Source organism: Paenibacillus tritici (genome assembly GCF_013204885.1).
GTDB classification, from domain to species: domain Bacteria; phylum Bacillota; class Bacilli; order Paenibacillales; family Paenibacillaceae; genus Paenibacillus_AQ; species Paenibacillus_AQ tritici.
On the sequence record NZ_JABMKX010000015.1, the window covers coordinates 53,078 to 71,652 of the forward strand.

At 51.1% G+C, this 18,575-nt stretch carries 17 protein-coding genes; 4 read left to right on the forward strand and 13 right to left on the reverse strand.

The features are described 5' to 3' along the window. Nucleotides 1–10 precede the first annotated feature (10 nt). The 8 genes from HQN87_RS24295 to HQN87_RS24330 all read right to left on the reverse strand — a co-directional run bounded on the left by HQN87_RS24295 (nt 11) and on the right by HQN87_RS24330 (nt 10,503). Nucleotides 11–1,879 (reverse strand): ABC transporter ATP-binding protein, encoded by a 1,869-nt coding sequence (locus HQN87_RS24295; RefSeq protein WP_216857433.1) that lies wholly within the window; start codon nt 1,877–1,879, stop codon nt 11–13. Beyond that, nucleotides 1,876–3,645, reverse strand: a complete 1,770-nt coding sequence (locus HQN87_RS24300) for an ABC transporter ATP-binding protein (protein ID WP_173138593.1) — start codon at nt 3,643–3,645, stop codon at nt 1,876–1,878. The genes HQN87_RS24295 and HQN87_RS24300 overlap by 4 nt, the downstream gene beginning before the upstream one ends. 482 nt (nt 3,646–4,127) lie before the next feature. Next, nucleotides 4,128–5,525, reverse strand: a complete 1,398-nt coding sequence (gene sufB / locus HQN87_RS24305; protein ID WP_173138595.1) for a Fe-S cluster assembly protein SufB — start codon at nt 5,523–5,525, stop codon at nt 4,128–4,130. A gap of 25 nt (nt 5,526–5,550) precedes the next feature. Next, on the reverse strand, nt 5,551–5,982 hold the full coding sequence (sufU, locus tag HQN87_RS24310; RefSeq protein ID WP_173138597.1) for a Fe-S cluster assembly sulfur transfer protein SufU: 432 nt from the start codon (nt 5,980–5,982) through the stop codon (nt 5,551–5,553). Continuing rightward, a complete protein-coding gene (locus HQN87_RS24315; protein WP_173138599.1) occupies nt 5,969–7,195 on the reverse strand; it encodes a cysteine desulfurase in 1,227 nt (408 codons plus the stop codon). Before HQN87_RS24315 ends, sufU begins: the two co-directional genes overlap by 14 nt. Next, nucleotides 7,192–8,493: a Fe-S cluster assembly protein SufD gene (gene sufD / locus HQN87_RS24320; protein ID WP_173138601.1), complete on the reverse strand. Its 1,302-nt coding sequence runs from the start codon at nt 8,491–8,493 to the stop codon at nt 7,192–7,194. The genes HQN87_RS24315 and sufD overlap by 4 nt, the downstream gene beginning before the upstream one ends. Before the next feature lie 25 nt (nt 8,494–8,518). After that, complete coding sequence (gene sufC, locus HQN87_RS24325) at nt 8,519–9,301, reverse strand: Fe-S cluster assembly ATPase SufC (RefSeq protein ID WP_173138603.1); 783 nt, start codon at nt 9,299–9,301, stop codon at nt 8,519–8,521. A 173-nt stretch (nt 9,302–9,474) separates the two neighbouring features. Next, a complete protein-coding gene (locus tag HQN87_RS24330; protein ID WP_173138605.1) occupies nt 9,475–10,503 on the reverse strand; it encodes a nitroreductase family protein in 1,029 nt (342 codons plus the stop codon). Nucleotides 10,504–10,711: 208 nt separating this feature from the next. On the opposite strand from HQN87_RS24330, the gene HQN87_RS24335 reads away from it, so the two are divergent. After that, the gene (locus tag HQN87_RS24335) at nt 10,712–11,218 is read left to right on the forward strand and encodes a MarR family transcriptional regulator (protein WP_173138607.1); all 507 of its coding nucleotides are present in this window, start codon (nt 10,712–10,714) and stop codon (nt 11,216–11,218) included. 133 nt (nt 11,219–11,351) lie between these two features. Here HQN87_RS24335 and HQN87_RS24340 read toward each other — a convergent pair whose 3' ends face one another. After that, nucleotides 11,352–11,813, reverse strand: coding sequence for a Dps family protein (locus tag HQN87_RS24340; RefSeq protein ID WP_173138609.1), 462 nt, complete (start codon nt 11,811–11,813; stop codon nt 11,352–11,354). Nucleotides 11,814–12,065: 252 nt separating this feature from the next. Continuing rightward, the gene (locus tag HQN87_RS24345; RefSeq protein WP_173138611.1) at nt 12,066–12,368 is read right to left on the reverse strand and encodes a YunC family protein; all 303 of its coding nucleotides are present in this window, start codon (nt 12,366–12,368) and stop codon (nt 12,066–12,068) included. A gap of 215 nt (nt 12,369–12,583) precedes the next feature. Here HQN87_RS24345 and HQN87_RS24350 point away from each other — a divergent pair, with 215 nt between their 5' ends. After that, nucleotides 12,584–13,117, forward strand: coding sequence for a hypothetical protein (locus tag HQN87_RS24350; RefSeq protein WP_173138613.1), 534 nt, complete (start codon nt 12,584–12,586; stop codon nt 13,115–13,117). A gap of 44 nt (nt 13,118–13,161) precedes the next feature. Here the strand turns inward: HQN87_RS24350 and HQN87_RS24355 are convergent, their stop codons facing one another. Then, nucleotides 13,162–13,539, reverse strand: a complete 378-nt coding sequence (locus HQN87_RS24355) for a DUF423 domain-containing protein (protein ID WP_173138614.1) — start codon at nt 13,537–13,539, stop codon at nt 13,162–13,164. Between the two features lie 164 nt (nt 13,540–13,703). On the opposite strand from HQN87_RS24355, the gene HQN87_RS24360 reads away from it, so the two are divergent. Continuing rightward, nucleotides 13,704–14,102 (forward strand): hypothetical protein, encoded by a 399-nt coding sequence (locus HQN87_RS24360; RefSeq protein WP_173138617.1) that lies wholly within the window; start codon nt 13,704–13,706, stop codon nt 14,100–14,102. 86 nt (nt 14,103–14,188) lie between these two features. Here the strand turns inward: HQN87_RS24360 and HQN87_RS24365 are convergent, their stop codons facing one another. Continuing rightward, entirely contained in the window at nt 14,189–16,471 is a 2,283-nt protein-coding gene (locus HQN87_RS24365) for a copper amine oxidase N-terminal domain-containing protein (RefSeq protein WP_173138619.1), read from the reverse strand. Nucleotides 16,472–16,692: 221 nt separating this feature from the next. Then, nucleotides 16,693–17,610: a DUF8580 domain-containing lipoprotein gene (locus HQN87_RS24370; protein ID WP_173138621.1), complete on the reverse strand. Its 918-nt coding sequence runs from the start codon at nt 17,608–17,610 to the stop codon at nt 16,693–16,695. A gap of 171 nt (nt 17,611–17,781) precedes the next feature. On the opposite strand from HQN87_RS24370, the gene HQN87_RS24375 reads away from it, so the two are divergent. Next, nucleotides 17,782–18,447: a class I SAM-dependent methyltransferase gene (locus HQN87_RS24375; RefSeq protein ID WP_254075642.1), complete on the forward strand. Its 666-nt coding sequence runs from the start codon at nt 17,782–17,784 to the stop codon at nt 18,445–18,447. The last annotated feature ends 128 nt before the right edge of the window (nt 18,448–18,575 follow it).

Sequence of the window (18,575 nt, forward strand, 5' to 3'; positions counted from 1 at the left end):
GTAAGAGCTGCTATAAGAAGCGGAACTGCGCTTCAATCAAGCCGTTATAGATGCCGTCGTGCTTGGTAAGCTCGGCATGGTTGCCTTCTTCCTTGATCTCGCCATGATCCAGCACCACAATCTTATCCGCATGGCGGATGGTGGAGAGCCGGTGGGCAACGATGAAGGAGGTCCGGCCCTGAAGCAGCAGCTTCAGCGCTTCCTGAATCTTGATCTCCGTCTCGGTATCAATACTGGCTGTCGCTTCATCCAGAATCAGAATCCGCGGATCAGCCAGCAGCGCCCGGGCGAAGGACAGCAGTTGACGCTGCCCCATGGACAGTGCACTGCCGCGCTCCTCCACCTCGGTGTCATACCCTCCTGGAAGCTTCATGATGAAATCATGGGCGTCCACAGCTTTGGCCACCTCTTCGATCTCCTCATCGGTCGCGGTGAGCCGTCCGAAGCGGATGTTGTCGCGGATCGTTCCCGAGAAGATGAAGGTATCCTGCAATACAATCCCGATCTGTTCGCGCAGACTCTGGAGAGTAACCTCGCGGATATCCCGGCCGTCAATCGTAATGTGGCCGCTCTTAATATCATAGAACCGGCCAATCAGGTTGATGATTGTGCTTTTGCCGGAGCCGGTATGTCCTACTAGGGCAATGGACTGGCCTGCTTTGACATCCAGATTGATGCCTTTGAGTGCCGCACGGCCTTTCTCATATTCAAACACTACATTATTGAAGTGAATATCCCCTTGAATCTTGGACAGCGGCGTGGCTCCCGGCTTATCCTGAACCGCAGGCTGCTCGTCGAGATACTCGAAGATCCGCTCTGAGGAAGCCATCGCAACCAGCAGCTGATTGTACATCTGTCCCAGCCGGTTGATCGGGTCCCAGAAGTTGCTGACATAGCTGCTGAAGGCCACCAGATAACCAATGGTAAGCTCTCCCGATTGAATCAGGTAAGCCCCGAACCAGAAGAGAATCATCGTTCCGAAGCCGCCGGTAACTTCAATAATAGGGCCGAACGCCTGGTTCATAGCGGATGCTTTGTTCCAGGACTTCCGGCTGTCCATATTCATGGCATCGAAATAATGCATATTCTCTTCTTCCTGGGTGTAGGCCTGCGTGACGCGAATCCCTTGAATCGACTCGTTAAGATGGGAGTTGATCCGGGAGTTCTTCATCCGCACATCCTGCCAGGCGATCCGGATTCGCTGCCGCAGCTTGGTGGAGATCAGGAACATAATAGGTACGGTGATCATCACCGCCAGCCCCAGCTTCCAGTTGATCAGCAGCAGAATAACCATGATGCCCAGCAGCTGCACACAGTCAATCATCAGATTGACTACCCCGTTCGTGAACAAATCCTGAAGCGAGTTAATGTCATTCGTTACCCGGACCAGTACCGAGCCTGCAGGCCGTTTATCGAAGAAGTTGAAGGACAGCTTCTGGATATGCCGGAACAGGTCCGAGCGGAGGTCATAGATCACCCGCTGGCCGATCACATTCGTATATTTGATCCGGTATACGCCGGCGATCCATTGGATCAGATACAGGATGATTACACTTGCCGTTAACGTATAGAGCAGCGTCAAGCTGGTATTTCCGTCTTTTGGAGCAATCGCTTTATCAATCGCCATACTTGTCAGGAACGGAACCGTAAGCTTGGTAATGGTGCCCAGAATCATCATGATGGAGACAAGCGGCAGCATCTGCTTCGCGTATGGCTTCATATAACCGAACAAGCGGGTGAACTGCCTCCAGTCAAAAGCCTTGTCTATCACATCATCATCTTTATAGATAAACCGTTCTTCAAGCGTCTGTTCCTCTACTTTACTATTGTCAGTCTCTACTGCGCCCTCTGCGGTCTTCTTGGAGGTCTGAAGGTTCATGCCGGATCACCCGCCTCTCGTTCATTATCCCTGGCTAAATAATCGGCGTACTGAATCCGGTACACATCCTGATAAGGTCCAGGGACGGCGATCAGTTCCTGATGGGTGCCCTGCTGGACCATTTTCCCTTCATTCATCACAATGATCTGATCGGCATGACGCAGAGAAGATATGCGGTGGGCAATAATCAGAGTCGTCCGTCCGCGCATAACCTCCTGGAATCCGGCCTGAATCTCATGCTCCGTCTCCATATCAACCGCACTGGTTGCATCATCCAGAATGAGAATCCGCGGATTCTTCAGCAGCGCGCGGGCAATGGCAATCCGCTGCTTTTGGCCGCCCGAGAGACCCATTCCCCGTTCACCAACGACCGTATCATAGCCTTCCGGCATCTCCATAATGAAGTCATGCGCCTTCGCCAGCTCGGCGGCACGGATGATCTCATCCATGCTGACATTCTTAAGTCCATAAGAAATATTATTGCGGATCGACGACGAGAACAGGAAGGTCTCCTGGAATACCGTCGATATCTGTGAGCGCAGACTGCGGACCTGGAATTCACGGATGTCCACTCCGTCGAGCTTGATACTTCCTTGGTTCACATCATAAGCCCGCATCATGAGCTGGGTGATGGTGGACTTCCCGGACCCTGTTCCGCCAAGGAATCCTATGACCGCACCGGGCTCGGCATGGAAATGAATATCCTTGACCGCCGGCATTTTGTTCCCGTAAGCAAAAGTGACATGATCGAAATCCACCTCACCCTTTACTTCAGCCGGAGCAAGCTCACGCGCGTTCTCTTTATCTTTGACATCAATCTGCTGATTCAGCACTTCCAGCACACGTTCGCCGGAGGCTTTGGACTGGGTGTAGTTATTGATATGGAACCCAAGTCCCCACACCGGACCGATGATGTACCAGATCAGACTGAAGAACGCTACCAGCTCTCCCAGTGACATCTGCTTGTTAATGACCAGCGTACCGCCGACGCCCAGCAATATGGCAACACTGACCGAAGCGAGCAGCTCCATGAACGGGAAGAATTTACTCCACAGCTCAGCCGCAAAAATCTGATTATCTTTATAACGTTCATTACGGTGTGAGAATTTCTCAACTTCGTATGCTTCTCTCGCAAACGATTTGACCGTTCTCACCCCGGTGACATTCTCCTGTACAGCCGTTGTCAGGGAGCTTAATGCCAGGCGCATCTCCTGAAAGGCCGGATGAATCTTGGATTCAAATCTGAGTGCTACTCCAGCCAGGAACGGCATAGTGATCAGAGTAACCAGCGTCAGCTGCCAGTTGATGGTAAACATCATGATGGAGCCGAACAGAACCATGAAAAACACATTCAGCAATTGGGCAAATCCGAAGCCGATGAACATCCGGATGGCTTCCAAATCCCCGGTCAGCCGGGACATCAGGTCACCTGTCTTCGCGGTATCATAATAGCGGAAGGACAGGAATTGCAGCTTCTCATAGCAGGCATTGCGCAGCCGGTACGCCAGGAAATTCCCCAGCCGTCCGCCGAAGAACCCATGGGCAAACTGCAGGCACGCCTTAACAATAATGACCGCAAGCACACTAAGAGCGAGTACGGGCACCTCAGTAAACTTTAGGGGAACAATAACATCGTCGATCAATCTCCTTAACAAATTGGGGGTAATAAGCCCCACTGCAGTTGCGGCCGCCAAACATACAATCGATAGAATCAAATAGTGCAGCTTCTCCCGATAAAAGCCCCGCAGTTGCCTGAGAACATCCATATCTCTCCTCCTTAAAGCTTTACGAAGTACAGCTTGCTCCGTAAGCATAAACTTGGCTTTACGAAGTACAGCTTACTTTGTAAGCATAAACTTAGTCCCATACAGCAACCTTCCACATCTTAACCCACCTTTTTTTAACGCTTTCAATTTAGGGACTTTAAGCAGTTTATCATCCATAATTTAATGCGGCAAAGGGGATAAACCTCCGTTTTCCTCTCTTTTCGGAAAGAACAGGGCCTAAGCAGGCGGAAAAGGACGCCCTTCGTTTTAATTGCTGCTATTTCCTCGCAAATACTGCTCAATTAAGATATAGCAAGATTCAGCGCTTGCGAAGAGCCCTTAAGCCGCCTGCAAAAGGGATATTATGTATAATAATTACAAGCTCCGTATAAAAAAACGTGCCCCCAGATCCTCGACCAGATTGCGTCAAGATTCTGTGGACACGCGCAGGATATTACTGAATGAAGGGAAGAAGCTTCTGGTTACCCGATGCTGCCTTCCATTTCGAACTTAATCAATCTGTTCATCTCAACCGCGTACTCCATCGGCAGTTCTTTGGTGAACGGTTCGATGAAGCCCATGATGATCATCTGGGTGGCATCGGCTTCGGAGAGGCCGCGGCTCATGAGGTAGAAGAGCTGCTCTTCGGACACCTTGGAGACGGTAGCTTCATGTTCAAGCACGATGTTATCATTCATGATCTCATTGTAAGGAATCGTGTCCGAGGTGGACTCGTTATCCAGAATGAGCGTATCGCATTTGATATTGGATTTCGCGCCCTCTGCCTTACGGCCGAAGGAGGCGAGTCCACGGTAAGTGACCTTGCCGCCGTGCTTACTGATCGACTTGGACACAATCGTAGACGTAGTGTCCGGTGCCAGGTGAATCATTTTGGCGCCGGCATCCTGATGCTGGTTCTTGCCCGCTACTGCGATGGACAATACCGAGCCTTTAGCGCCGCGGCCTTTAAGAACAACCGCCGGATATTTCATCGTCAGCTTGGAGCCGATGTTGCCGTCTACCCATTCCATGGTGGCATTCTCTTCGGCAACCGCACGTTTGGTTACAAGGTTGTAGATATTCGGTGCCCAGTTCTGAATCGTGGTATAACGGACACGGGCATTCTTCATGCAGAGAATCTCAACCACTGCGCTATGCAGAGAGTTCGTGCTGTAGATAGGTGCGGTACATCCTTCTACATAGTGCACGAAGCTGTCTTCATCTGCGAGAATCAGAGTGCGCTCGAACTGCCCCATGTTCTCGGAGTTGATCCGGAAGTAAGCCTGCAAAGGCACTTCACATTTCACGCCCTTCGGAACATAAATGAAGCTGCCCCCGGACCAAACTGCACTGTTAAGCGCTGCGAACTTGTTGTCGGCTGGAGGAATGATCGTACCGAAGAACTTTTTGAACAGCTCGGGATGATCACGCAGTGCAGAATCCGTATCCGTAAAGATTACACCCTGGTCTTCAAGGTTCTTCTGCATACTGTGATATACAACCTCAGATTCATACTGTGCAGAGACGCCGGCCAGGAACTTCTGCTCCGCTTCCGGAATCCCCAGCTTATCGAAGGTCTCCTTAATCTCGGATGGAACTTCCTCCCAGGTCTTACCTTGTTTCTCGGAAGGTCTTACATAATATTGAATGTCCTCGAAATCCAGATCGTCCAGATTGCCGCCCCACTTAGGCATTGGCATCTTGCGGAACTGCTCCAGGGACTTCAGACGGAACTCCAGCATCCATTCCGGCTCGTTTTTGATTGCAGAAATTTCCCGGACGATTTCTTCCGTGAGTCCTTTACCAGACTGAAATATCGACTTGTGCTCGTCACGGAACCCATACTGGTATTCCTCCATATCAGGCGCTTTCTTAGCCATGGTGTAAGCCTCCTCGTTTGTAATGTTATTGCTGAGCTTCTTTCGTATCTATACCTTTGCGAAGCGCGTTCCAGGCCAGAGTGGCACACTTGATCCGCGCAGGGAATTTGTTCACACCGGACAAGGCTTCAATATCTTCGTAGTCTCCGAAATCCGCTTCTTCACCCTTCATCAGAGAGGAGAAGCTGTCCGCCATCTCAAGCGCATGCGCTATCGTCTGGCCTTTGACCGCTTCCGTCATCATCGAAGCCGACGACATGCTGATGGAACAGCCTTCGCCGCTGAAACGGGCATCCTGGACGACGCCGTCCTCCACCTTAAGCTGAAGCGTAATGCGGTCGCCGCAGGTAGGGTTGTTCAGCTCAATCTTCAGAGCGTCATCTTCAAATGAACCACGGTTCCGGGGATTTTTGTAATGATCCATAATTACGCGTCTATACAAGTCATCCAAGTTCATAGCTGAAGTACTCCTTTGCCTTGATTAAAGCTTGAACCAGCAAATCTACATCCTGTTCTGTATTGTACAGGTAGAAGCTGGCCCGGGCAGTGGAACTAACCTCCAGCCAGCGCATGAGCGGCTGGCAGCAGTGATGTCCCGCACGTACAGCAACGCCTTCGGCATCCAGGACTGTGGCTACATCATGCGGATGGACATCCCCAAGGTTGAAGGTAACTACCCCCACCTGACGGTTACGGGGGCCGTAGATCGTCAGATCGCTGATCTCCGACAGCCGCTGCTCCGCATAGGCGGCAAGCTGCATTTCATGGCGGTGAATATGATCCATTCCAACCTCCTGGAGGAAATCAATCGCTGCCCCCAAGCCGACGGCGCCAGCAATAATCGGCGTCCCGCCTTCGAACTTCCAGGGCAGCTCTTTCCAGGTGGACTCATACAGCCCAACATCATCAATCATCTCACCGCCGAATTCAACCGGCTCCATGGCTTCCAGCAGGGCCTTCTTGCCATATAGAGCGCCGATCCCGGTAGGCGCAAGCATCTTGTGACCGGACAGCGCGTAGAAATCGCAGTCCAGCTCCTGCATGTCTACCTTCATATGCGGTGTACTCTGGGCCCCATCCACAACGATTACCGCGCCGTGGCGGTGAGCAATCGCTGCAAGCTCTTTGACAGGATGGGTAACGCCCATGACATTGGACACATAAGCTATGGCCACGATCTTCGTCTGAGCCGTGATCGTCTTCTCAGCATCCTCCAGTGTGATGGTCCCGTCCTTCTGCAGCGGCAGGAATTTCAGGGTTGCCCCGGTCTTCTTGGCCAGCTGCTGCCAGGGAATGAAATTGCTGTGATGCTCCATTTGGGTAATCACAATCTCATCGCCTTCCCGCAGGACGGAAGGGCCGTAAGAGGAAGCTACAATATTCAGTGCGGTCGTTGTGCCGCGTGTGAAGATAATCTCCTTGGTGCTGCGGGCATTGATGAAATTCTTCAGCTTCTCCCGGGCGCCTTCATAAGCATCGGTTGCCCGGCTTCCCAGGGTATGAACCCCGCGGTGCACGTTCGCATTATCCCATTCATAATAAGACTTGACCGCGTCAATGACTTGACGCGGCTTCTGGGAAGTTGCCGCACTGTCCAGGTAGACCAGCGGATGGCCGTTAATCTCCTGGTTCAGTATGGGAAACTGCTCCCGGATTATACTGCTAATCATTGGCCTAACTTCCTTTCCACAAGAGATTGGAGCTGATTGCGCAGTCCCTCCAGTGGAATTTGCGACACTACAGGAGCAAGGAAGCCGTAAATGATCAGTGTTTCTGCGTCATGCCGCGATATTCCCCGGGACATCAGGTAATAGACTTGCTCGTAATTGACCTGTCCTACGGAAGCGGCATGGCCTGCGGTTACATCATCTTCATCTATAAGGAGGATCGGGTTAGCGTCACCGCGTGCCTTAGGGCTTAGCATCAGAACCTTCTCTGTCTGCTGTCCGTCAGCTCTGGTGGCGCCTTTCTCGATCTTGGTGATTCCGTTAATGATCGAAGTCGCCGAATCCCGCATCACAGCACGGGTAATCATGTCACTTGGTGTATTTCTGCCGAAGTGCTGGGCTTGTGTAGTATAGCTCAGCTTCTGCGAACCGGAGCCTACAGCGATTACCTTCGCATCCGAACTCGATCCGTTGCCCTTCAGGATCGACTTGGTGTCGCTGGCTGTATCACCGTAGTTCATCTCACCGATAATCCATTCAATGGTGCCGTCATTCTCCACAACGGCGCGGCGGTACGTCACATCCGTAGTATCCTGCCCCATCTGATGTACAGTAGCGTATCTTACAGTGGCACCTGCACCTACGAATACTTCAACGGCGCCGTTATGCAGACCCGCTTCAGTCTTATCTGATACGTAGTTATCCACGTAGGTCAACGAACTGTTAGTATCGGCAACAATCAGAATATGCGGTACAAAGGCAGCTTCCGCGTCATCCGTGAGCAGGACCGCCTGCAGCGGAGTCTCGATGATGACATTCTTCGGAACATAGAGGAATACCCCGCCGTTCCATAAGGCTGCATGCAGTGCTGCGATAGAGTGTTCTTCAGGCAATACTGCCTTATGCAAATAACGCTGAACCAGGTCTCCATGCTCTCTGACTGCAGTCTGCAAATCGGTGAAAATCACGCCTTGCGCAGCCAGCTCCGGAGCCAGACGGGCATACACTGCCCCTGAGTTCCGTTGAATAATCAGGCTGCCTTCTTCTTGCCCCTCGATCAGTCCGGCAATGGAGGCCGGAGCTTCGCTAAGTGAGGCAAAAGCCGCACTTGTCTTAAATTCCCCGTAGTTGTTGATATTCCAGCGGTCAATCCGTGTCTTCTCCAGCTTCGGCAGGTCAAGCCCTGCGGCAAGCTCCAGAGCCTTCAAGCGGCTGTCCTTCAGCCAGCCCGGTTCGCTGCTGCTCTGCGACCATACGCTGAGCTGCTGTGCATCCACGGGAAGAATGGTTTGCGTCGTCATAAGTGGTTTCCTCCTTCCAGCGTTTCTAAGCTTCTTGTCCTACAGTTTCGTCTTCGATGCCGAGTTCTTCCTTAATCCATTCATAACCATCCGCTTCCAGTCTGTGAGCCAGCTCAGGGCCGCCGGATTTGACAATCCGTCCCTGCATCATGACATGCACATAATCAGGCTTGATGTAATTAAGCAAACGCTGATAGTGGGTAATAATCAGGAATCCGCGTTCCGGACTGCGCATGGTGTTCACACCATCGGCAACAATTTTGAGTGCGTCGATATCAAGGCCGGAGTCAATTTCGTCAAGAATGACGATCTTAGGGTCCAGCATCATCATTTGCAGAATTTCGTTACGTTTCTTCTCCCCGCCGGAGAAGCCTTCATTCAGATAACGGTGCAGGAATTCAGGGTTCATATCCAGTTCTTTCATTTTGGCTTCCATCTGGCGGATGAAGCGGATCAGTGAGATCTCGCTGCCCTCTTCACGGCGCGAGTTGATCGCACTGCGCAGGAAGTCGGAGTTCGTCACTCCGCTGATTTCACTTGGATACTGCATGCCGAGGAACAGACCGGCGCGGGCGCGCTCATCCACTGCCATCTCCAGCAGATCTTCACCTTCAAGCGTAGCTGTACCTTCTGTAACCACATACTTGGGATGACCCATCAGAGCTGAGGCCAGCGTACTTTTACCAGTACCGTTCGGTCCCATCACGGCGTGGATTTCCCCGCCCTTCATCTGAAGGTTGATCCCCTTCAGAATTTCTTTTCCTTCAATCGTCGCTTTCAGTCCCTCAATGACAAAATCTGCTGCCATAATTATTATTCCCTCCATTGATCGATTTGCGAAATCAGAAAGTTGTATTGTCACAGGTTAACCCTGATTACAAGCAATTAGATTTTATATCACATTATAATTATTATAAATTGAATCAGGATGATTATCAATGATTCTCACTAATTTTATTACATCGGCCCTTTTTAATCAAATTAATTAATGGTTATCTTCACTGCGTGCGGAGGAAAACCGGAATTTGAATACCGCTGATGTTCCCCTGCTTCAAGCACTGCGACGATCCGTTCCAGCGGACGAAGCCCGAAGGACTCGCACCGCTTCCGGTCATAGACCCATTCCGGAATCCTGCGGCGTAAGTGCCACCCTTCGGACTGGGCCAGCAGTTGAAAATTCTGGATCAAGCTGCACACCGCCGCATAATCCTCGTCCTGCTTGTGCGGGTCTGCCTCTTCTCTGGCTACGACCAGAAGGAATGGCGGGGAAGGTGCCTCTTCAGAGAACAGCAGTTTGCCTGCGGCCTCTGTCTTATCCCCCGTCACATAGATGAACCGCCAAGGCTCCCGCATCCCGTCATTCGGCGCCCAGACCGCCTCGTTCAGCAGCTTCTGGATATTTTGTTCAGAGAAGGGGGCGGCCACGGTATGTATGCTGCCGCCTTCACCGATGGTAGTCCAGCTCCGTTCTGCCGGTGTTCTTTTTCGTCCTCGCGGTGCTTTGTCGAAGTAGCCTATTTCCAAAATCCCGGCAAACCTCTCTCCTTCACGCCAACCGATGAGCTTATAGAACGATTCGCTCAGAATCATGGGATCTGAGTACCACAGCATACCCAGTCCTTGTTCCCAGCCCAGAAGCTGAACAGTCTGCATGATACTGCAGACCGCGGCGTAATTCTCGTCCCGTTCCCGCTCTGTGCCGGCGGACTCGGCAATGAAGATCACATGAGCGGGAGTCCCCGTGATTTGCTTTTTTAGAAGATCTGTCATTGGGGCAGGAAGGAGCTTCCCGAGACGGCTGCCTGTCACCTTCGCGATCATGGATTCAGCCAGCTTTTCACGGGAATCGGGAGTGCCAAAGTAAAGACAGCGCCAGTGCGGCGTTCCTTCGGCCTCGTATAAGCCAGCTGCTTCGTTCAGCAGGGCAACAATCCGTTCTTGTTCAACCGGTGCAGCGCTGAATCTCCTAATAGTCCGCCGTTCTCTAACGGTAGTGAACACATCCTTCATCTTCATCCCCCCAAAATATCGTTTGGTGTCCAATAATTAATATTGTTTACCAGTTAACTATATTTTGAATGAAATACGATGTCAAATGGTTTCATTTAATTTAAAACCATTGTTCTATTATAAATAACTTGTCTGTGAAGTTAGTTTACACGTTAATCATTTCGAGTTAGAATAAAGATACTTCTACAGAAAGGAGATGCTGAGCCCTATGCATTCTTCTGAAGGACTTAAGCGGCTGCTGTATGACCGGTTTCTCCACCTCTCCCATTTAGTTGAAGAGACCTTTGCAACCGAAATGGATGCATTTACGGATCTCACACGGAAGCACGGAATTACTCTCACTTCAACCAGCTTGACCAGTATTCATGTCATCGACTGTATCGGCAAGCACGAGCCTGTGAACAGCACTACCATTGCGGAGGCCATGAAATTGTCCAAGGCAAGCATCACTAAGATCAGCGCCAAGCTTCTCCAGGATGGCTGCATTAAGCGGAGCCGGATGAATGACAACAAGAAAGAAATCTACTTCAGCCTTACTCCGAAAGGCAGACAGCTCTTTGAACTCCACGCCCGGATGCACGAGAACCTGGAGCAGAAGTTCATCGAGAAAATGAGTGAATTCTCGGAACCGGAGATGCAGGCTTCACTGAAATTCATTCAAATGATGATTGATGAGAATACAACGCTCCACCTAACTCTTAGTGACTTCGAGTAGAAACGGCTACGCTGTCCTTTTAAAGGACGGCATTCGTTTCAATGACATCCTTATCATTCGAAAATAAATAAAGTCTCCCTCCAGGGAGACTTTATTCCTATAGTTGAAATTATTCTGCTAATTTATCCGGCAATCAGCCCAGGAAAGAGCGCAGCATCCACTGGTTCTTCTCCAGGTCGGCACGAATCTTGATGAACAGGTCCGCTGTCGGCTGGTCGCTGTTCTCTTCAGCCAATTCGATGCCTTCAGTCAATTCTTCCGCTACTGTAGCGAAATCTTCGATCAGGGCCTGAACCATGCCCCGGGCATCTTCTTTGCCTGTGGCTTCCTGAATCGTAGCAATTTCCAGATATTCTTTCATAGTCGCTGCCGGGCTGCCTTTGATGCTCAGCAGGCGTTCTGCAACCTCATCCATTTTGAGGGTAATATCATCATACAGCTCTTCAAACTTGACATGAAGGGCAAAGAACTGCTCGCCTTTCACATACCAGTGATAGTTATGCACTTTCACATACAATACGTTCAGGTTGGCCACCTGACGGTTAAGTACTTGTTCCAATGAGCTTGTGTTTACTTTGTTTGATGCTTTAGCCATGAGTTGATCCCTTCCTTATCCATGAATTTAGCCGGCTGCTTGTCCATTGTCCGGCCTTGCAGTTGTCTATTCTCCATTTACCCTTTTGGCTACAGGGCGAAACAAAGATGACTCCGGACAAGCCTCTTTCCGCCCTACCCCGTAGGATGAGCTAAGCTTGGGCTGGTTATGCTAAAATTCACTTTTCAAAGGCAAAATGGGGTCAGCCAAAGGGCGGGAAGCTCCCGGGCTGACCTCTCATGGACATGCACCCTACATCATGAGAAGCAGGGCCTCTGCACCAGTCATACCTGGCACAATTCCCAGCTTTTCCGCTTCTATAGTTACAGATTCAAGCGGCGCGGCCAGCAGTTGAGGAATCGTGCGCACTCCTACAGCTCTTGCAGCAATAATCTGCCGGTCACTCAGCACCTCATTCAGCAGCCCTATATCCAGCGCTCCGCACATGATGTAACCCTTGCTTGTGCTGATGCTGAGCAGCGTAGTTTTGGGCAGCTTGACCTCCACACCTACCAGAACATGATCGCCCACCTGTACAGGCTCTAACGTTACCATTTTTGCAGCACCTCCCTTTTTCGCATTTACGTTGTAGGTTATGCGTCCGGTTCTGGCCGCGTGTGGACGATGGTCCTAGTTCCCGGATAAATAAGAGGGCCGTAAGTCCTTACTTCTATACACGAGGGTATATAATTTTTGCCTGTTTAATGGTATAGTTTATATACTTTATTAATAAACGATAAATCGTGCCAAACGATGAAGCTGGGGGATTAATGGATAAGAAACTACAACACACCGACGGCAATTATCTGTTCAATGTCGACATCCTGATTAATGCCCGCACTAACCCGCTTGCACTGCAATTTATGCTTGAAATGTTGAATAGCAGTGACAAAATCACTGACTTCAACATCAACTCCGGTCTGGAGCTTGGAAGAACCATTGATCACCTGCTGAAATCTGCAAAAATGGCTCTGAAGAACGACTCCTTCACACCGGCTCCGATGTCAGTGAAATTGCCAGAGAAGCCAGCGGACCTTCCGGCGGACAAGCCTGCCGAACAGCCCGCAGCCAAGAAGCCGCCTGCCGCACCTGCAGAGACTCCAGCCGATGTATTCGGCAAGATCCGGCAGTACATTCAGAATAACCAGCTGGTCCGGCTGAGAGCGAACCGGCACGGCAAGCAGGTATCCATGCCCTGCCGTATTCTGAACTTTGACGAAGGGGCCAATTCGTTAAGCGTATACCATGTGGACGAGAAGCAGGTCTACACCTTCAAGCTCAATGAGATTGATGAATTTCTGTAGGACAACAAAGCACCCGCCCGGGACTCCGGAACGGGTGCTTTTGTTCAATTCTTACGCTTGAAGGCTTCCAGGGCAAAGCAGATCCAGCCTGCGATGAAGCATACGCCTCCGAGGGGTGTGATCGCTCCGAGAATTTTGATACCGGAAATACTGAGGACGTACAGACTGCCTGAGAACAGGATAATTCCGGCGCCGATCAGCCGTCCTGACCAGCGCAGACGGTTACTCTCCCCCCACTGGCCTGCGGTCAAGCCGATAAGAATCAAGGCCAGCGCATGAAACATATGATATTGGACGCCGGTCTCGTACACTTTCAGATAGTCTGCACTGATTACAGGCTTCAGAATATGCGATCCGAACGCGCCGATTGCCACAGACAGCATCCCAAGCACAGCTCCCCAGCCTATCAATCTTCGTTGCATGGTTCCACAGCTCCTTTGTGTCTTGAACTCCTCCTATCTTAACGTATCTGCGCCGCCTATTGCCAGCCACTGGTTCTTACAGGTATTTGGCCAGTAGACTTGCATTTGGAGCCAGCTTATGGAAAAGTGGTAGTAACCCTATTTCATCTCAAGGAGCGCAGCCCATGGACTATCATTCATCTCCCGAACCCGAAAATGCGTACGAAGAGAATAAACGCGATTATAAGCACTCCGGGCCCGGTATCGCTTCATTCGTTATCGCTCTGTTTACTTTGGTATGCTACGCCATTACCTTTGTCTACGTAGGAGCACAAGCCGCATCACTCATGAATGAGAATAATAAGCTCATTGCCGATTCGGCAGAAACGATCATGTATCTCGGCTTAACTGTACTTATTCTTGTAGCGGTTAATGTGATCGGGGCGGTTACCGGCATTATCGGACTTACTCTACGCAGACGCCGCAAGGTATTCGCTATCACCGGTACGATCATTAACGCTGTTCTCCTGCTCCTGTTCATGCTTCTGTTATCCACTGTTCTGGTGAATGCCGGAGCTTCCTGACAACCGCCTCCACAGCAAACACAGCACATCCCCTTTGTCCGGGACATGCTGTGTTTTTTAATAGCTATAAGCGTCTAGAATGCCGTTTACAACTCAAACTCTTCGCTCGAATCAGACAGTCCGCCATTCTGTATTCCTGAACTATTGGCTACTGCAAGCACATACACCTTATATTTGGTTCCTTTGACTATAGAGTTACCGTTAATATCCCTGCCTGCAGCCGCAACAGACTGGTTGCTTCCGTTAGGGGCTACTGCTCTATAATAAGAGCCCTGCACTCCGAGGGCCTCTGCGGAACCGAAGCTCTGCTTGGACGGAACGACGAATACCCGGTATTCCGAGAGATTCGATTCACGGGAGGACTTGGTGAATTTAACCACTATTCCGCCGTTATCCATTCCGTAGGTCACATTGGTCACGGAGGTGACCGGAAGCTTTTCTTTGGCTGATAAGGTAATCGCTGCCGATCCATCCGACAACAGGTTAGCACCCTGATAGCTGCCGTTTCTGACGGTTAATACATACACCCTATAGCTGGTTCCCGGCTTGATCACGGCACCGCGCACATCTCTGGATGAGGCATCCAATACCTGACTGGTGCTGTTCCCGGAGGTGCTGGCCGTGATATAGTTGGCTGCATTATTCGCGTCGGACAGGCTGAAGCTGCTGTAGTAGTTCGTAGGTACAACCAGAATCCGGTAATGACTAATGTAAGATTCATCTCCGGCATGAGTGAACGATACCTTCAGATCACGGCCATCCCCATAATCACTGACATCACTCACGTTCAGACCGGATATTGCGCTGAGGCCGGAGGTATTCAGAAGTGTAATGGCCGAAGATGCAGCCGATAGTACATTCGAGCCTGGATTGTTTCCGTTACCGGCAGACAATACATATACTTTGTAGCTGGTTCCATTCTTGATCAGTGCGCCGCGCACATCTCGGCTGGAGGAATTCAGAATCTGTTCGGTAGCAGATCCCGATGTGTTGACAGCCGTGTAATTGGCACTCTGTACATTATTCGCATCATTCAAGCTGAAGCTGCTGTAGTATGACGTAGGAACTACCATAATCCGGTACTGGCTGATATAGGTTTCATCTGAAGCATGGTTGAATGAGACCTTCAAATCGCGGCCGTCGTTATAATCATTCACATCAGTCACACTCAGGCTCGAAATCCCCACATTGGAAAGCGTAAGAACCGCAGAAGCTTGAGACAGCACATTATTCGCTGCATTGCTGCTGTCCACCGCCAGTGCAAAGACCCGGTAGCCGACTCCTGTCTTAATAAGCGCTCCATCTGTATCCCGGGAACCGGAAAGGAGATTCAAACTGATATTGTTCCCTGTCTTGTTAGTCTGTGTGTAATTGGCACTTGCCACCGCATTCGCTCTGCCCAGATCAAAAACAGAGGTATTCGAGGCTTTGACTACAAATATCCGGTAAGAGCTTACCTTAGTCTCATCTGCCAGCTTGCTGAAGCTGACGGAGATATCCCTTCCGTCCCCGTAATCACTGGTATCCTTAACCTGCACGGTGCCGAGTGCCGGAACCGCCTTGTTAGTGAGGGTTACCGGGGCCGCTCCACCGGAGAGGGCACTGGTATTGTTTCCTTTGCCGACGGTCACAACATAAGCGGTGTATCCCTGATTATTCTTAATCAGATCACCGTCCAGGGTTCTGGTAGCAGCGTTCAGCTTCACCACCGGGTTCGCCCCTGTTACCAGAACCACGGAATAATTATAGGAGCCCACTGCCAGTGCGGATGACAGATCCAGCGCAGTACCTGTCTTGACGATCAGCACACGATAGTGATCCACCAGCGACTCATCGGCCGCCCGGTTGAAGCTGACCTGCAAATCCCGTCCGTCGCCGTAATCACCGATATCCTGGGCAGCGACTCCGGATACCGGGGCCGCATTCCCACCGGCCGGAACCGGAGTGGTGATCGTCACAAGCTGGGCTTCCTTATTCCAGCCCACTTCCCGGCCCAGCGCTTCACTTACGAACCGTGTCGGAACCATGGTCCGGCCCTTCAGATTCTGACCCGGCACATCAAGGCTGACCGCCTTGTTGTTGATCGTGGCGATCTTGGAGCCGATCTTGAGTACAACCGTTGTATCATCCTTGTAAGCTGTTACGGTCTGTGTCTTCTGATTCCACTTGATATCGGCATTGAAGGCTTCAAAGATTGCCCGCAGCGGTACCATCGTCCGTCCCTTCACCATGACCGGCGGCTGATCTGTGGTCAATGTCACTCCATCAATAATAACTCTGATGGGTTTAGCTGCTGCCTGGGCCGGAGCCTGGAACAACATCGGCAATACCAATAATCCTGCAACCATAGAAATCCATAACTTTTTCACAAGCTCACCCTCCCGGATAGGAAACTATTCTCATTTTCACTCTCTCTTTGACGCAAGCTAGGCGGGAAAAGTTTCTCTGCTACCCCGGTTACAACAAAATAACCTTTGGGACCGGACCCAAAGGCAGCAAAAGACGGCAACGAGAGGAACCCCGCACAGGGGTGTCTCCATTGCCGTCCCGGTTCCGGGCAAGCTGCAATGTCAAGGTGCGCAGCCCGGTCTTATTCCTGATTGACCAGTGAATCCAGCGAAGCATATACATGCGGTCCGAACCCCTCCGAGGCCTCCCGCTGCGGAATGTTCAACCGGATCAGATAACCTTGTCCGTCCGTCTCCTTCACGGCCACCTGACGGGTCAGGCCAGAGCCCATAGCCGTAAGATACAGGCGGACATCAGACATCCGCCGGTCACGTTCTTTCTCGCCGAGCGCTGTAACCTTGCCTGTAGAGGCAAGCTCTGCACGGCTCTCTTGTTCCAGCCTATCCAGATTGTAATCCGGAGGCAGCTTCGTAATTTCGGCATAATACCCGGGGTCCACCTTCATCGCCAGTCTGCCGCTTGCCGCATCAAAGGTGAAGATATCGAATACGTACAACGAGAATCCGTCACCGGCGGCCAGCGCTGCCGTCTTCTCCTCTTCCATACCTTCCAGCGTCAGCTTGAAGGTACGGGTATCCGGGAGCACCCCGGCCTGTGACGGCGGCGTCTCTTCACTGTCTGCCTTGGCCAGACTGGACAGTATCCGCTGAATCACGACAGGGTCAGTTCCGACTACTTTTTCCACATAGGCAAAAACCACGGGATCATCCATCTCAAGCAGCTCCGGCGCATCCTCAACGCCTGTTCCCAGTTCAAAGGCCGTCGGCCCTTCTTCCGTCTCAATCTCTACCGAATGGTTATCAATCTGTCCGACATAAATACCTGATCCCTGAATGAGCTGTGCCTCTCCGGCGGCGGAAGGACTTGGCTTAAGCACTGAGCTGGCAATAGGGACCGCTTCTGTCTGGACAGGGGCCGGTGCTTGGCCCGCAGACGATTCTCCAGGTGCTTCAGCCGGGCTATTCCCGCCGCAAGCCGTTAAGGTGAATAGTAATACAGCGATTGCTGCCATAGCGGGTAATGTTCGTTGTGGTCTCATGCTGTGTACCTCCTCTGTATCTTGCGGTAGGGCCAGAGCCTGAAGCTTGCCTACCTTATTAAGGATTACCCCGTAAGCCCGGTTGTGTAAACTTGGCGTTATAAGGTGGGCATCCGCCGTACACACGGAAGCACTGGACTAATACAATAGTGAAGAGCCTTATTCAGCACCTTGAAGGAGTGGTGGTTTCCCCTGAGAATCGATATCGGCTGCGGCCCGGACAAAGAATCGGGTTATCTGGGAATTGACCGCACACTGTACCCCGGAGTTGATATCGTCTGCGATATTGGCGAAGGAATCCCCCTGCCGGACAATACGGCCGAATTTGTAATGGCCAGCCGGGTCATGCCTTATGTGAACGACCTATTTGCAGCGATGTCAGAGATTTATAGAATAAGTACCCATCAGGCTGTTGTATGCATTCTCTCACCCTATGCCCATAGTTTCCCGCATGTATCCAATCCTATGTTTAAACAAAAGTTCGATGAATATACCCCCCGTTATCTGACCGGCTGCTTTTATCAGCCTTATCAAAGCCCGCTCTGCCCGGAGATACTGGATTATCCCGTACCTGTGCCTCCGTTTGATTTCAGACTGCTGCGGATGGAGCTGTTCTACCAATATCCTTTTGACGACGATCTCTACGATACGGAGGAGCTGGAGGTCCTGAAGACGCTGCAGTCTAACGTTATTCATGAAATCATGTATCACTTCGCTGTAATTAAGCAGGAGATCACCCGTGAAGAACTGGAAGCTATGAGCAGAAAAGTCTATCCCGAACCACGGGCGCTGCTCAAACGCCGGCTTCGGCTGCAGAACAGGAAATATATGTTATAAATTTCCTGATGGACATACAATATTACACAGAACTTCACATAGGCTATATCAACACAAGAAAGAGGGCACACCGGCTTCCCGCAGGAGCCGGTCTGCTTTTTTATGCTGTCTGCCTCTCTATGCGCATT